The 14,335-nt window shown below is 63.6% G+C and carries 11 protein-coding genes; 10 read left to right on the forward strand and 1 reads right to left on the reverse strand.

Features of this window, described 5'->3' with window-relative positions:
• The first annotated feature begins 8 nt into the window (after nucleotides 1–8).
• Nucleotides 9–1,373, forward strand: a complete 1,365-nt coding sequence (locus Spa11_RS16550) for an O-antigen ligase family protein (RefSeq protein ID WP_145114256.1) — start codon at nucleotides 9–11, stop codon at nucleotides 1,371–1,373.
• Here the strand turns inward: Spa11_RS16550 and Spa11_RS16555 are convergent.
• Entirely contained in the window at nucleotides 1,356–4,829 is a 3,474-nt protein-coding gene (locus Spa11_RS16555; RefSeq protein ID WP_145114258.1) for a S8 family serine peptidase, read from the reverse strand. The two genes, Spa11_RS16550 and Spa11_RS16555, sit on opposite strands and share 18 nt — an antisense overlap.
• 285 nt (nucleotides 4,830–5,114) lie before the next feature.
• Between Spa11_RS16555 and Spa11_RS16560 the strand changes: the two genes are divergently transcribed.
• The 9 genes from Spa11_RS16560 (at nucleotide 5,115) to Spa11_RS16600 (ending at nucleotide 14,313) form a co-directional block, all read left to right on the forward strand.
• Nucleotides 5,115–6,467 (forward strand): dihydroorotase, encoded by a 1,353-nt coding sequence (locus tag Spa11_RS16560; protein WP_145114260.1) that lies wholly within the window; start codon nucleotides 5,115–5,117, stop codon nucleotides 6,465–6,467.
• Between the two features lie 159 nt (nucleotides 6,468–6,626).
• Nucleotides 6,627–7,370 carry a Crp/Fnr family transcriptional regulator gene (locus tag Spa11_RS16565; protein WP_145114262.1) on the forward strand — a complete coding sequence of 248 codons (744 nt, stop codon included), beginning with the start codon at nucleotides 6,627–6,629 and terminating at the stop codon, nucleotides 7,368–7,370.
• 118 nt (nucleotides 7,371–7,488) lie between these two features.
• Nucleotides 7,489–7,899 carry a hypothetical protein gene (locus Spa11_RS16570; protein WP_145114264.1) on the forward strand — a complete coding sequence of 137 codons (411 nt, stop codon included), beginning with the start codon at nucleotides 7,489–7,491 and terminating at the stop codon, nucleotides 7,897–7,899.
• A 135-nt stretch (nucleotides 7,900–8,034) separates the two neighbouring features.
• Complete coding sequence (locus Spa11_RS16575; RefSeq protein WP_145114266.1) at nucleotides 8,035–8,889, forward strand: SDR family NAD(P)-dependent oxidoreductase; 855 nt, start codon at nucleotides 8,035–8,037, stop codon at nucleotides 8,887–8,889.
• A gap of 227 nt (nucleotides 8,890–9,116) precedes the next feature.
• Nucleotides 9,117–9,692, forward strand: a complete 576-nt coding sequence (gene miaE / locus Spa11_RS16580) for a tRNA-(ms[2]io[6]A)-hydroxylase (RefSeq protein WP_145114267.1) — start codon at nucleotides 9,117–9,119, stop codon at nucleotides 9,690–9,692.
• A 436-nt stretch (nucleotides 9,693–10,128) separates the two neighbouring features.
• On the forward strand, nucleotides 10,129–10,917 hold the full coding sequence (locus Spa11_RS16585) for a UDP-2,3-diacylglucosamine diphosphatase (RefSeq protein ID WP_197529461.1): 789 nt from the start codon (nucleotides 10,129–10,131) through the stop codon (nucleotides 10,915–10,917).
• Between the two features lie 177 nt (nucleotides 10,918–11,094).
• On the forward strand, nucleotides 11,095–12,474 hold the full coding sequence (locus tag Spa11_RS16590; RefSeq protein ID WP_145114271.1) for a DUF3419 family protein: 1,380 nt from the start codon (nucleotides 11,095–11,097) through the stop codon (nucleotides 12,472–12,474).
• Entirely contained in the window at nucleotides 12,413–13,138 is a 726-nt protein-coding gene (locus tag Spa11_RS16595; RefSeq protein WP_145114273.1) for a class I SAM-dependent methyltransferase, read from the forward strand. Before Spa11_RS16590 ends, Spa11_RS16595 begins: the two co-directional genes overlap by 62 nt.
• Before the next feature lie 104 nt (nucleotides 13,139–13,242).
• A complete protein-coding gene (locus tag Spa11_RS16600; RefSeq protein ID WP_145114275.1) occupies nucleotides 13,243–14,313 on the forward strand; it encodes a glycosyltransferase family protein in 1,071 nt (356 codons plus the stop codon).
• Nucleotides 14,314–14,335: the final 22 nt, after the last annotated feature.

Below are 14,335 nucleotides of genomic sequence, written 5' to 3' on the forward strand. Positions count from 1 at the left end.
ACCCCCGAATGGGCCACTTACACCCGCAAGCACAACGCCCCGCGTCAGGCGGCCTCCTGCTGCCGCTCGCCTATTTGCCGCTATTTGTCGGCCTACCGACACTCTCTGTACCGATTCTCAGCTTGCTCCAAATCCCGATGAGCAGGGATTCTCTCAACTTAAGCTTTAGCCTAGCGATCTCAGCCGCAGGATTCTATTTCTGGTTCAGCGGCTGGTCAGGGAAGTCGATCTGCCGGCATATCAATTTCTGTCTATTGTGGCTCACTGCATCGTTGACAGCAGGCATCTACATCGAACCCTCCAAAGAGAATCTGCTTTACTACGTACAGACTCTCTTACCAATCTTCGCAATGGCATATGGGTGGCGGCTGATCCGAACTCGTGATGATATTCCGCGGTTCATAAGAATCGCAAGCGCCACCACGAGTTTCTTTATTATTGCGCTCACCATTTCAACAGTCCACAACTACGGACTTGTGCGGCTAACCTTCGATCGAATCAGCGTCATGAAGGAGATCGCCTATGCGATCCCACAGTTCAAGAGCTACTACCCAATGACCGTGTTGGCGACGTTTAGTTTCGCTCTGTCCCACTACCTGTTCAGCCGTGACGGGAGCAACTATGCGAAACTATGGCTGGCCGCCCATGCATTGTTTTTGCCGCTCTGTTGGTCGCGAGCGGGGATGCTTGGGTTCGCGTTGTGCGGCGCGATTCAGTTGCTCTATGCGGCAACCTGTGACCGTGGCCGCGGCATGCAACGGGCCGTTGTCGCGTTAGTGGTTTTTGCTGTCGTGTTGCCGGTAGCAGTCCTGAAGATGGGAAGCACTTTCGGCGCCAGGACCGACGTCCACTCGGTAGACAACAAATCTGATCGGAAGCGGCTTGAGCTATTCATAGAAGGCTGCGAGCGGATCGCCGCGAGACCTATGTTCGGCGATATGTTTATCCCTAGCTGGGAGGAGCGGGCTGGTGGAGAAGAGGTGGACGTCAAGCGGTTATTCGGCGCTCACAACCAATACGTAGACCTGGGACTGCGTGGAGGCGTCGTCTACCTAGTAGCCGTTTGCATGCTTTTCTGGAAGGCGATATGTCAGTGCCGTCGACTCACATCGCGACGCGCGCGCGCTCTCTCCCATAACTATATGGTCGTCGGTGTTGGATCGATGTCGTTTTTGATAGCCGCCTTGATCGGATCGCACTTTCAACTCTACTTCATCCAACTACAAACAGCCGTTCCGATCTATCTGGTCGTGGGAATTACGCATCGATGCTATGCCCTAGCAACCGCGGAGCTGCGATCTGCTTCCGGTATGAGGAATGTCGGCCAAGACGACGCTTGTCTACGAACCGTTCGCTTAAGACCCGCCGCCTAACGTTGCAAAAGCAAAGTCCGTCACGCCCACATTCACGGTGTCATCTCCACCGCCATCGAGGTGAGCAGTGACGGCGTTAAAGCCAGAGGCCGCGTGATAGTAATCGTCCCGCAAGAGTGTTGCGTCGGCTCCGAGAGCCGAGAAGACATCGTCACCGGCGCCTCCGTAGAGATCGGCCCGGTCGCTCCCTGAAGTGCTGTATGCCTGAGTTCGATCGTAGCCCAAGGCGTAGTTGTAGAATCCCGCCCCAACCATCAACGCCCGGTTATCCCAAGCTCGGTACAGGTCGTTGCCGGCCGAATCGTGGAACACCGCCGTGTCGTAGCCGCCGAGCGTGGCGTACGAAAGCACCCGTGAGAATCCCTCCGCGCGATTTCGGTAACCGAACCCCCGCAACTCCACCTTCGTCGGGTCTGCTACTAGCTGGTCGTCTCCCGCCGAATCGTACAGCACCGCTTGGTCGTTACCGCCTGTCGCGTAGCCAATCGTCTCGTCGAAGCCACGGGCATAACTATACGACAGGCTGCTCTGCATCACGGCATGGGTGCTCCATGCCAGGAAAGCGTCATCTCCGGCCCCGCCAAAGAGCTCAGCCCGGTCCGCGCCAGTGCTCGCATACGCGTCAATCCGGTCGTAGCCCAAGGCGTAGTTGTAGAATCCCGCCCCAACCATCAACGCCCGATTATCCCAAGCTCGGTACAGGTCGTTGCCGGCCGAATCGTGGAACACCGCCGTGTCGTAGCCGCCGAGCGTGGCGTACGAAAGCACCCGTGAGAATCCCTCCGCGCGATTTCGGTAACCGAACCCCCGCAACTCCACCTTCGTCGGGTCTGCTACTAGCTGGTCGTCTCCCGCCGAATCGTACAGCACCGCTTGGTCGTTACCGCCTGTCGCGTAGCCAATCGTCTCGTCGAAGCCACGGGCATAACTATACGACAGGCTGCTCTGCATCACGGCATGGGTGCTCCATGCCAGGAAAGCGTCATCTCCGGCCCCGCCAAAGAGCTCAGCCCGGTCCGCGCCAGTGCTCGCATACGCGTCAATCCGGTCGTAGCCCAAGGCGTAGTTGTAGAATCCCGCCCCAACCATCAACGCCCGATTATCCCAAGCTCGGTACAGGTCGTTGCCGGCCGAATCGTGGAACACCGCCGTGTCGTAGCCGCCGAGCGTGGCGTATGAAAGCACCCGTGAGAATCCCTCCGCGCGATTTCGGTAACCGACCCCCCGCAACTCCACCTTCGTCGGGTCCGCTACTAGCTGGTCGTCTCCCGCCGAATCGTACAGCACCGCTTGGTCGTTACCGCCTCCACCTGTAACGACGGTGTAGTCAATGTTTGACGAACTTGCGGAATAACCGGCGCCTGAGATCGAGCCCCCGGCGCTATTTAGTGTTGCGGCATCGTCACCCACGCCGCCGTTGAGATCCACGCGGTCATACCCACCCACACCTCCGTCCAGCTGAAAGGCGCCGGCATGAGAACTGGCTATTGTGTAGGTAACACTATTCAAACTTACCGAGTGCGAACCGCCGCCAGCGCTAAACGACAGGGAGTCATCCCCCCCCGTCCCCACCAACGTCGCTACGCCGCCGCTTACTGTCAACGCGTTCGTCATCCGCAGGTTGTAGTCCGCCGAGTTCCCAGTCAGTCGGAGGTAGAGCGTTTCCCCCGCAGTGACTTGCACGTCGGCCCTCGTTCCGTCGGCGGCGAGGGCGCCCATCTGGGCGTCGTAGATCGCGACCGTCGCCGCGCCGCTCTGGGCGATTGTCTCGGCGGTGAAGTAGCCCGTGCGGCCGGCAGTGACTTGGTACCAGGTCTCGCCGTTGACGGAGAGACCGGTGCGGGTTTCTTGTGGGCCGATCGAGCCCCACTCGACCGCCGCGAAACTCGCTTCGAGATCAACGGAGAGGTCGTAGTAGCCGAGGCCGTCGGAGGTTGCGAGGGAGAACGTGTACGTCTGCCCGGCGACGACATCGATGACGCACTCGCCCGCTTGATTGACCGTCCAGCTGTTCGCACCCCACACATTCCATTGAGCGGCCAACTCGTGCGACTGCGTCGCGCTGATCGTCACGGTCCCAGAGGCGCCGGCGACGAACTTGAACGTGTCGGCGTCGTCAAGCGTGCTGATGACGCCGCTCAGGTTCGCTAGGGGCGTCGCGCCCGAGTCGTTGATCGTTCCCAGGTTGTAGGCGTTTACCTGCGACGAGGTGAAGTCGTCGGCGGGCATCAGGGCGTCGATCGCCGCGAAGAGGTTGAGCCGTTTGAAGTTGGTTGAGGTGGCCGAATCGTAGAACGTGTCGGCCGTCGCCATCATGTGGTTGTAAATGTCCCACTGGTCGATTCCGGTCTGGCCGACGAACTCCATCGCCTGGCGGATCAACACGCTCGCGCCGGCGACGTACGGCGCCGCCATGCTGGTGCCCGACATACTCAGCCAATCGTCGTCGATTGTGTCGGCGTCGTTGGCGGCGTAGTCGGGGACGGTGCTGGTGATGTATCGGCCCGGCGCGGCGATGGCGTTCTCAGCGCGCTGGCTGAAGTAGCTGAGCTGTCCGTTGCCGTCGGTCGCCATTACGGGGACGACGTGATCGCTGGCCGCTGGGTAGCTGAGGCCCTTGGTGTTGTAGTTCGTGAAACTATTGCCGGCCGATACGGAGATAAAAATCCCTACCGACTCCAGCTGGGCGAACTCGTTCTCGAGCATTGCCCAGGCGGGGTTGCTCATCGAGTTCCATTCGGTTCCCAGTGAGAGGTTGACCGCCGTGATCGGGTTGGCGTAGCTGTTGCGGTTGTCATAGGTCCATTGGAGAGCCTGCTCGACCCAGTGGAAGTATCCATTACCGGCGTCGTCGAAGACGCGCAGGCCCACCAAGTCGACTCCCGTCGAAACGCCCGAATGGTTGCCGGCTCCCTGAGCGCCGATAATGCCAGCAACGTGCGTACCGTGGGCCGATTTGGGGCCCTGGTCGTCGTAGAAGTTGGCGTCGTTTTCGGTGAAGTCCCAACCCCCGACAACCTTGTAGTTCGCGCCGACGCCGCCCCCCAACGCATTATGGCTGTAGGCGATGCCGGTATCGATCACCGCGACGGTCTGCCCGACGCCGGTGAAGCCATACTTGGCGAGGACGTCGTCTTGGCCGGTCTGCTGATTCGCTTCGTGGAGCGTCTGCTCGATGCGTTGGCCAAGGTCGTCCTGCGTTTCGTTGAACAGCCCGTCGCCGGCCCAGAAGTCGGCGTCCGGGTCGTGCGCCGGCGCCGTCTCGACGAGCGCCCCTTGCACCAAGGAATAGTCGAGCGCGGGCGCGCTGTGCGTGGTCATCGCCGGGACGTCGTCGAGCATCGACAGCGAGCCATGCAAGCTCAACAACGGGTCGGCCGACATCACGACACGTGATTCGAGCGTCTCGGGCGAGCGTGTCTTCGTGACTTGGCGGCGGGGGGCTCGGCGGGCCATGGCGGTGACGCGAGGAGGGGGCGTCGCCGGCCTTCGTGGCGCGGGCAACGCACAGCGGGAGGAGGTGGGTGGCGTGAAGCCGTGTCGGTGAGGAGGTTCAGCCCGGAAAGCCCGGGCCGTGAAAAGCCTAGGTCACGCAATCGATGCGGCCATCAATTACCAGCGGCGAACCCGCCCCTTGCCGACAACCGCCGAGGCGTGTTGCCGGAAAGCCACAAGGCCGGTCACAATCAGAGGCCCGACCGCAACGCCCTGCCCCATCCCTGTGTCGCCGCCAAGCAACCGATGCGAATCCTCATCCGAAACGCCGCCACGATGCTCCCCACCGGCCTCGAACGGGTGGATGTGGTCATCGAAGGGAGCAAGATCGCCGACATCGCCCCGGGCGCCGGCTTAGCGGTCGATGAAACAATCGACGCCGCCGGGCTGCACCTCTTGCCGGGCGTCGTTGACGATCAGGTCCACTTCCGCGAACCGGGCCTGACGCACAAAGAGGACCTCGCCACCGCCAGCCGCGCGTGCGCTAAAGGGGGTGTTACTACCTTCCTCGAAATGCCCAACACCTTGCCGACAACGACCACCGTCGAGCGGCTGCACGAGAAGCTCGCTCTCGCGGCTAGCAAGTGCCTCGTCAACTACGGCTTCTACATCGGGGCGACGCCCACCAACGTTGAAGAGCTGAAGGCCGCGGAGCGGACGCCGGGCATCAAGGTCTTCATCGGCTCCAGCACGGGCGACCTGCTGGTGGACGGGCAGGATGCCCTCGAGCAGATCTTCGCAGAGACGACGCTGCCGCTCACGGCCCACTGCGAAGACGAGACCACAGTCCGCGCAAACGCCGCCCGCATCGCCGGTACGGCCGACGTAGCGGACCACTCTCGCATCCGTGACCACGCCGCCGCCCGCATCGCCACGGCCCGAGCCATCGACCTCGCCGAGCGGCATAACCACCGATTCCACGTCTTGCACGTTTCGACGGGGGACGAAACCGACCTGATCCGCGCGGCGATCGGCCGCGGCCACGGGCTGATCACCGGCGAGGCTTGCCCACACCACCTGCTGTTCACGGTGGATGACTATGCCCGCTTGGGAACGCTGGTGCAGATGAACCCCTCGCTGAAAACGGCCGCCGACGCCGCCCGACTGTGGGACGCCCTGGCGGCCGGGACGCTCCAGGTGATCGCCACCGACCACGCCCCACACACCCTGGAGGAGAAGCGGAAGCCCTACCCGCAGTCCCCCTCGGGCCTGCCTGCGGTCGAAAACTCCCTGGCTTTGATGCTCAACGAGGCCCACCACGGCCGCTGTACGCTCCAGCAGGTCATCCACTGGATGTGCGACGCCCCAGCCCGGACCTGGGACCTGGTGGGCAAGGGCCGAATCGAGGTCGGCTACGACGCGGACCTCGTGCTGGTGGACCTAGAGGCCCGCCACACCGTTCGCAACGCCGAACAAATCACAAAAAGTGGCTGGAGCCCCTGGGACGGCGTCGAACTTGTCGGCAGGCCGGTGCGCACCATGATCCTGGGGAGGACGGTTTACGCGGAGGGTCGCTTCGACGACTCTGTACGGGGGGCCGAAGCCCGGTACGACCATGCCAGAGGCGGCTATTGGGCGACCGGCGGAGGCAAGCCTTGAGGCACTCCCTGAGCGGCTGTCGTCGATAGGCCCAGCTGAGGAACGGAACAGACGGAACCTACGGAGCGGCTCGGGGTTGAACGCCCGACGGTCCTGCCAATCAAGCCGAAGCGGCGCTTGCTTCCTGGCGGTTCTGAATCCATACGATTAATTTCGCGTATGACCGAAGAGCTCTGGTACCTAAAGCAGTGCGACCTCTTCCGCCGACTCGGGCCGGAAGAGATCGCACGGCTTGAGCCGCTCTGCCGGTCACGGACCTTCCGCCGTGGCGAGCCGATCTACCTGCCCGCCGACGCCGCCGACGCCGCGATGGTCCTGGCCGAAGGCCGGGTAAAGATCGGCGCCCTCACCAGCGACGGCAAGCAGACCATCCTCGCCTTCATCGAGCCAGGCGAGCTGTTTGGCGAGCTGGAGGCTCTCGACGGCGGCCCCCGTGAGGAATTCGCCGAAGCGGCCGAGAAATCGACCGTCGTGCTCATGCCAGCCGAAGTCCTGCGGCGGCTGATGGAAGCCGACCCGACGCTGGCTCTTGGCATCACGAAGTTGATCGGCCTCCGCCGCCGCCGGATCGAGCGGCGGCTCAAGTCGCTCCTCTTCCGCTCCAACCGTCAGCGGCTGGTGAGCCTGCTGCTAGAGCTCGCGGAACAGTACGGACAATCGTCAGACGACCCGCCGGGCGTGCGGCTAGGCATCAAGTTGTCGCACCAGGACATGGCCAGCGTGATCGGCAGCACCCGCGAAACCGTTACGGTTGTGCTGGGCGAACTCCAGAGCGAAGGCTTGGTCAGCATTGGCCGGCGGAAAATTGTTCTCGCCGACTTGTCGATGCTAGAAAAGGCAGCGGACGGGCCTCTGGAATCGAATCGGCCGGCCACTCCCCAAGAGACCGCGACCCCACAGTGAAGTGGATCACGGACCCCCAGGCTCCTATTGACCAATATTAAAGGCAGCAGGAAAGTTCGTCCCACAATGCAGGCGCGACGAGCGGGACAACCTGCTATCCTTCCCCCCGCAGACGACCATGAGTACCCCCTTCCGCCCCGCCGATGAGTCGATTGACGACTGGGGGGCGTGCGCGCCGGGAACGCTCACGGGTCTAGGCCACAGCCTGCGGGCGAACCGCTCACGCCAGGCGACGACCCGAGTAGCGACCCGTCTGGCGAGCGTCGCCGCCGCTTCGGTGGCGGCCGTGGCGATCTTCGTGCTGACGCTTCAGCCGACCGAGACGCCAGCCGCTGCGACACGGATCAATTGCCGAGCCTGCAACGTGCTGATGCCGGCCTACTATCAGCAGCTCACGCAAAAAGACGCCGGCGCCCCGCCGATCAAGGCTGAGGAAGCCACCAAGATGACCGAGCACCTCCACCGCTGCGGCGGCTGCCGGCGCAAGTTCGAGACGAAGTACCCCGGTGCGCTGGCTTCGAATCTCTGAAGCGGCAAGAACCGGACGCTAACGCGTGCCGGCTGATCTTGGTGGCGCCTTATTATCAGCCGCGGGGCCTTAGCCCCCGGTTCGACCGCTATCCGGGCCTCCCACAGCATCGAGTCTCCCCGGTAAACTCAACCGGTGGACCTAACCTCACCCAACCGCGCGAACGCCCCCGTCGCCATCGTCACCGGCGCCGCCAGCGGGATCGGTCGGGCGATCGCCCTACGGCTGGCTGCGCTCGGCTACCGATTGGTGCTCTGGGACCTCGACCATGAGGGTTTGCGTCACGTCCAGGCGTCGCTGCTTCCCTCTGAAAGCATTGAGCACGAGCTCGTCGTAGCCGACACGTCCGACGCCGACATGTGGGCGGGTTTCGCCTCCACGCTTCAGCACGACGGCGCGAGCGTCGCCCTCTTGGTGCAAGCCGCGGGCGTGTTAGTCGCCGGCCGGCTCGCCGACTGCAAGCCTGTCGATGTCGAGCGGCTGGTGAGCGTCAACCTCACCGGCGTCGTGCTCGGCGCGCAGGCGATGGCGCCGCTGCTCGCCGCTTCGCAAACCGCGGGGGGCGACGTGCCACTGCCGCGGGGCATGCTGAACATTGCCTCGATCTTCGCCACGGTCGCGCCACCGGGCTTCGCCGCCTACAACGCCGCCAAGGCGGGCGTCATCGCCCTCACCGAGACACTCAGCGGCGAGTGGGCGCCCGTGGGCCTGACGGCAACGGCCGTCCTGCCAGGCGTCACTCCAACGGGCCTCTTCACCCACGCCGCTTACGCCGACGATCGTTTCAGAGAGATGGTCCGTCGCCACGTCGGCGCCTCCGAGCTAACCGCGGACGCCGTCGCCGACGCCGCCCTGGTGGCCTACCGTCGCCGCAAACTCGTCGTCCCGATCGGCCGCCGCGCAACCCGCTACTACTGGCTCAAACGCTGGCTGCCCAAACTCGTGCTGCGCCGCGTCGCCGAGCAGGCGAACCGCGAACTGGAGAAGTGAGGAACCGCCAAGACGCCAAGAGCGCCAAGGCTCGCCAGGAAGAAAAACTAGACAGGATCAACAGGATTCACAGGATAAGAAAGGTCCGTATTCAATCCTGTTAGTCCTGTCGATCCCGTCTAGAAAACTTCTTGGCGAGCCTTGGCGCTCTTGGCGTCTTGGCGGTTCCCCCTTGAAGCAGTTAAGCCTGTGGGCTGCAATTCGGAGCCACGCCCCCGAGAACTCCCATGCTGCATCTGAAGAGCGAGACCGACGCCCGCTGGTTCGAGCAGGTCGATCAGGACCTCACCGCCGTCCTTATCGACCATGCCCACTGCGAGAAGAAGGCCGCCGGGACGGCGCTGAACTTGATGTTCGCCTACGTCGAGGACCTCGAGTTGTGCCGTGAGATGACCGAGATCGTCAACGAGGAACTGGAGCACTTCCACATGGTGGTCGAGCTGCTCGAGCGCCGCGGCGTACGGTTGCGTCGGCTGACGCCCAGCACTTACGGTCGCAAGCTCAACGACTTAGTCCGTAAGCAGGAGCCGGAGCGGGCCGTTGACCGTCTGCTCGTGGCGGGACTGATCGAGGCCCGGTCTTGCGAGCGGTTTAGCAAGCTGGCAGAGCATGTCGAAGACCAAGAGCTGGCCGAGTTCTACCGCAGCCTGTTCGAATCCGAGGCCCGCCACCACACGACCTACACCCGCTTGGCGAAGCACTTCGCCCCCGCCGAAGAGGTAATGCAGCGGCTGGACGAGCTAGCAATCCTAGAGGCGGAGATCCTCGCTGCTAGCGAGGATCCGCCACGGATGCACAGCTAAAAACTCTGCCCTGCGAGTGTCCGGGAGCCCACGACGCCAGTCGTGGGAGTGCTCCGAGCTCCCAATTCTCTCCCACGACTCGTGTCGTGGGCTCACAGGCGGATGTGATGGCGCCGCAACCCGTTGCTATCACCGGGGTTGGAGGGCCTTCTCTAAATCCTCACGAAACTTTAACGGGGTATCCACCGCAGACACGCAAAGGCGTAACATAGAGGCCCGATAACATTGAACGTGCGACACGCCGCCAACGGGCCGCTTAGCGTCACGCCGCCCGGAAGCCGCCTTGCCCCGACGGGTTGAACTCCGCATGTTCCTAGAATCCGGCTGCGATTCAGCGACCGCCGTGCTCGAGGCCCCCGCCCCGGTCCGCCCGGCGCCGCGACCCCCGGTCGTCCGCCCGGATAGCGTCCGACCCCACCGACCCGAGAACCGCCGCGTGGTTCGCTCCCTGTTCATCAGCGACATCCACCTCGGCTGCCGCCACTCGCAGGCCGCCGCCCTGGTCGAGTTGCTGGAACGGTACGAACCGCAGAAGCTCTACATCGTCGGCGACTTCATCGACGGCTGGAAACTCAAGAACCGCTGGCGTTGGCGCCCAGAGTACGACGCCGTACTCCGCTGCCTGATGGGCTTCAAACGCCGTGGCGTCGAGCTGTTCTACACGCCCGGCAACCACGACAACTTCCTGCGCGGCTTCCTGGCCAATTTCGGCGTCATCGATATCCAGGATCGCTTTGTCCATACCGCCGCCGACGGCCGGCGGTACGTCGTCACGCACGGCGACCAGTTCGACCGCATCGAGCAGTCGGCCCAGTGGTTGTCGCTCGTCGGCTCCTACGCGTACGACGTGCTGCTGACCGCCAATTGGTTCGGCAACCGCCTGCGGGGCAAGAAGCACAACCCCTACGCGTTCTGTGGCGGCATCAAGGCGCGGGTCAAACGCCTCGTCACGCACGTCAGCGAGTTTGAGCAACAACTCGTGACCGACGCCCGCCAGTCGGATTGTGACGGGATCATCTGTGGCCACATCCACGTTCCCAGGATCGACTCGTTCGAGGACGTGACCTACCTGAACACGGGCGACTGGGTCGAGAACTGCTCGGCCCTCATCGAGAATGCTGACGGTTCGTTCGAGCTGGTGCGATGCGACGGTCAGGTGATCGACCGGCTGCCAGCCCGTCCGACCCCGTCGCTGCCGCAGCGTCCGATGGCCGGCGCTTGCTGAGTCCCCAGCACCGATCCAACTTGCGGGTTCTGCACGCTCGGCCGGCGCAAATCCCCCGAACTATGCGGCCTTCCGCAGGCCAGCATCTTTCCAATCCGGGCTAACTCGCGTACGTTGATGACTTCGCGCCGGGCCAGGCATTGCCCCGCGCCGTCACGGCGTCATTGAGGACCCCCGATGCTGGCCACCCACATTAGCCGAGCTTTCTTCAAGCTCTGCCACGGGAATCAACTGGTCTACAACACTTGCTGGGAAGACCCGCGGCTCGACCGCGTCGCCCTGCAGCTTGGCGAAGGCGACCGACTGATTGTTATCACCTCCGCGGGCTGCAACGCGCTGGACTACGCGCTCGACGGCCCGGCGCGGATCGACACGGTCGACGTCAACCCGCGTCAGAACGCGCTGCTTGACCTCAAGCTCGCCGGCATCCGCACGCTTAGCTACGAGCAGTTCTTCGACCTCTTCGGTCGTGGCAAGACCGATAACTGGGAGGCCGTCTATACCGACGCCATCCGCGCCGAGCTCCCCGAGGCGAGCCGCCAGTTCTGGGACAAGCACGGCAAGTTCTTCCTCGGACAAGGCCGGCGCCCGAGCTTCTACTTCCGCGGCACCGCGGGCATGTTCGCCTCGTGGATCAACTGGTACATCAACCGCTACGCCAAGGTCCGCGACGACATCGAAGCCCTGTTGGCCGCCGACACGGTCGAACAGCAAAGAGAGATCTACGAGAGCCGCGTGAAGCCCGCCTTCTGGGGCCCGTACATCAAGTGGTTCATGCGGCGTGACGCGGCGCTGTCGCTGTTGGGAGTGCCCCGCGCGCAGCGGAAGCAGCTCGAGCGCTACTACCCCGGCGGCATCGCCAAGTTTGTCGAAGACAGCCTCGACACGGTGTTCAGCGAGCTGCCGCTCAAGGACAACTACTTCTGGCGCGTCTACCTGACGGGCGAGTACACCAAGGAGTGCTGCCCCGAGTACCTGAAGGAAGAGAACTTCGCTCGCCTGAAGGGGACGAACGGCCAGCCCGGCCTTGCCGAGCGCGTCCATACGCACACGACAACGATCCTCGACCACCTCAAGGGCGCCGACTGCAACTACTCGCACTTCGTGCTGCTCGACCACATGGACTGGATGGCCGAGCACATGCGCGACGTGCTCGGTCTCCAGTGGCAAGAGATCATCGACCGATCGGACGACGATGCGAAGTACCTGTGGCGTAGCGCCGCGGTGATTTGCGAGTTCGTCGATCCGATCACCGTCAATGTCGGCGGCAAGACGCGGCGCCTCGGCGACATCCTCGAATACAACCGTGAGCTCGCCGACGAACTCCACCAAGTGGACCGCGTCCACACCTACGGCGGCTTCTCGATCGCAACGCTGCGTCGCGATGGCGTGTCGGCCGAGGCGGCCGCGGCTGCGCAGGGCGCCGGAGTCCTCGGTTACGCCGCCGGCGGCCGAGCCAACAAGAAAACCAACCGAACAACGGGGACGGCGGCCGATGGGGGCGCTCAGTCAGCTAAAAACGCTGTATCACCTGACGCTCTCGCCCATTCGCGGTGAGACGCATCAGGAGCGCCTCGACAGCTTCTATGGCGGCCAAGCGGACGAGTACGACGCGTTCCGCAAGAAGATGCTGCACGGACGTGAGGCGCTGTTCGAGCGGCTCCCCGTGACGCCCGGCGGCTCGTGGATCGACATCGGGGCCGGCACCGCTCGCAACGGCGAGCTGTTGGGCGACCGCATCCATGAATACGGCGCGGTGACGTTCCTCGACTTGTCGAAGTCGCTGCTCGAAGTCGCCGACCGCCGCATTAAGGATTCGGGCTGGTCCAACGCCACGACGCTCTGCGCTGACGCCACGGCGATCCCGCTGCCAGACGCGTCGCTCGATCTGGTGACGTTCACCTACTCGCTAACGATGATCCCCGACTGGTTCGCGGCGATCGAAGAAGCGCAGCGTCTGCTCAAGCCCGGAGGCGTCATCGGCGTCGTGGACTTCTACGTCTCGCGCAAGTACCCGGCCGACGGGCGGCGGAAGCACTCGTACTTCAACCGCAACTTCTGGCCGTACTGGTTCAACCACGACAACGTCCACCCGAGCCCCGACCACCTGCCGATGCTCGAACGGCGCTTCACCGCCGAGTTGGTGGAAGAGTCGCAAGGCAAGCTGCCGCTGCTGCCGATCATCCGCGCGCCGTATTACCGGTTCATTGGAAAGAAGTAGGAAGTTGGAAGTGGGAAGTTGGCGCAAGCGATGCAGCGGCCATTACAACACTTCTAACCAAACTTGCTTCCTCCCACTTCGCACTTCCTACTTCCCACTTCCCTGTGTCCCTCCTCTACTACAGCGTGATGGGCGAGGGTCGCGGCCATGCGGCTCGCGCGCGGGCTGTTGTCGAGCGGATGCGGGGGCGGCATCGGGTGGTGCTATTCACCTCGCACGATGCCCTGGAATTCCTGGCGAAGGAGTACGCAGACGACGCCGAGGTCGACGTCCGTGAGATCCCGGGGCTCAAGTTCCACTACACGACCTCGGGGATCGACAACCTCAAGACGATCCGCCTTGGATTAGCGTTCTGGGCGTCGATGCGGCGGCACACGAACGAATTGGAAGAGGCGATCGTCGCCGAGCGTCCAGACCTCGTCATCACCGACTTTGAGCCCCTGCTCCCCCGCGCCGCGCGACGTCAGGGCGTGCCCGTGTTGAGCCTTGATCATCAGCACTTTCTTTCGACCTACGACCTCTCGACCCTGCCGCGCGAGCTGCGGGATTGGGCATGGCGGATGAGCTGGTCGATCTGGGCCTTCGGCATCCGCCAAGAGCGAACGGTCGTCTCGGCGTTCTACAAGCCGCCGCTGCGTCGCGGTTGCGAGGACGTCGTGCAGGTCGGCCCGCTGATCCGCAGCGCTGTCGCCAGCCGTCAGCCGACGAAGGGCGATTTCATCCTCTCCTACGTCCGCCGGGCGACGCCGCAACGGGTGCTCGACTTGCTGGCGGATCTGCCGATGCCGGTCAAGCTCTACGGGCTCGGTGCACGACCCGCCAAAGGCTCACTGACCTATCACCCCATCGACGAGCAGACCTTCGCCGACGATCTGGCGGGCTGCGACGCAGTGATCGGCGCCGCGGGCAACCAACTCACCGGCGAATCCCTGTACTTTGGCAAGCCGGTGCTGGTGCTCCCCGAACGTCACCACTACGAGCAACGCATCAATGGCGAGTTCGTCGAGCAGATGCAGGGCGGCGAACGGCGGATACTGGAACGCGTCACCGCCGACGACATGCAGGGCTTTCTCGGGCGCCGCGAACTCTACCGCGAGCGCCTCGCCCAAACGCGCCCATGCCCGGACGGCTGCCCGCGCGTGATCGAAGTCATCGAAGAGATGCTCGCATCATGAGCCGTCGGCGCTAGCCGCGCGT

Origin of the sequence: Botrimarina mediterranea, assembly GCF_007753265.1 — a bacterium.
In the GTDB taxonomy this organism is placed as follows: Bacteria; Planctomycetota; Planctomycetia; order Pirellulales; family Lacipirellulaceae; genus Botrimarina; species Botrimarina mediterranea.

Excerpts from the sequence above, each read along its gene's own strand:
- Spa11_RS16550 (WP_145114256.1), top strand. The coding sequence starts at position 9 with ATGGGCCACTTACACCCGCAAGCACAACGCCCCGCGTCAGGCGGCCTC.
- Spa11_RS16555 (WP_145114258.1), bottom strand. The coding sequence starts at position 4,829 with ATGGCCCGCCGAGCCCCCCGCCGCCAAGTCACGAAGACACGCTCGCCC.
- Spa11_RS16560 (WP_145114260.1), top strand. The coding sequence starts at position 5,115 with ATGCGAATCCTCATCCGAAACGCCGCCACGATGCTCCCCACCGGCCTC.
- Spa11_RS16565 (WP_145114262.1), top strand. The coding sequence starts at position 6,627 with ATGACCGAAGAGCTCTGGTACCTAAAGCAGTGCGACCTCTTCCGCCGA.
- Spa11_RS16570 (WP_145114264.1), top strand. The coding sequence starts at position 7,489 with ATGAGTACCCCCTTCCGCCCCGCCGATGAGTCGATTGACGACTGGGGG.
- miaE (WP_145114267.1), top strand. The coding sequence starts at position 9,117 with ATGCTGCATCTGAAGAGCGAGACCGACGCCCGCTGGTTCGAGCAGGTC.
- Spa11_RS16590 (WP_145114271.1), top strand. The coding sequence starts at position 11,095 with ATGCTGGCCACCCACATTAGCCGAGCTTTCTTCAAGCTCTGCCACGGG.
- Spa11_RS16595 (WP_145114273.1), top strand. The coding sequence starts at position 12,413 with ATGGGGGCGCTCAGTCAGCTAAAAACGCTGTATCACCTGACGCTCTCG.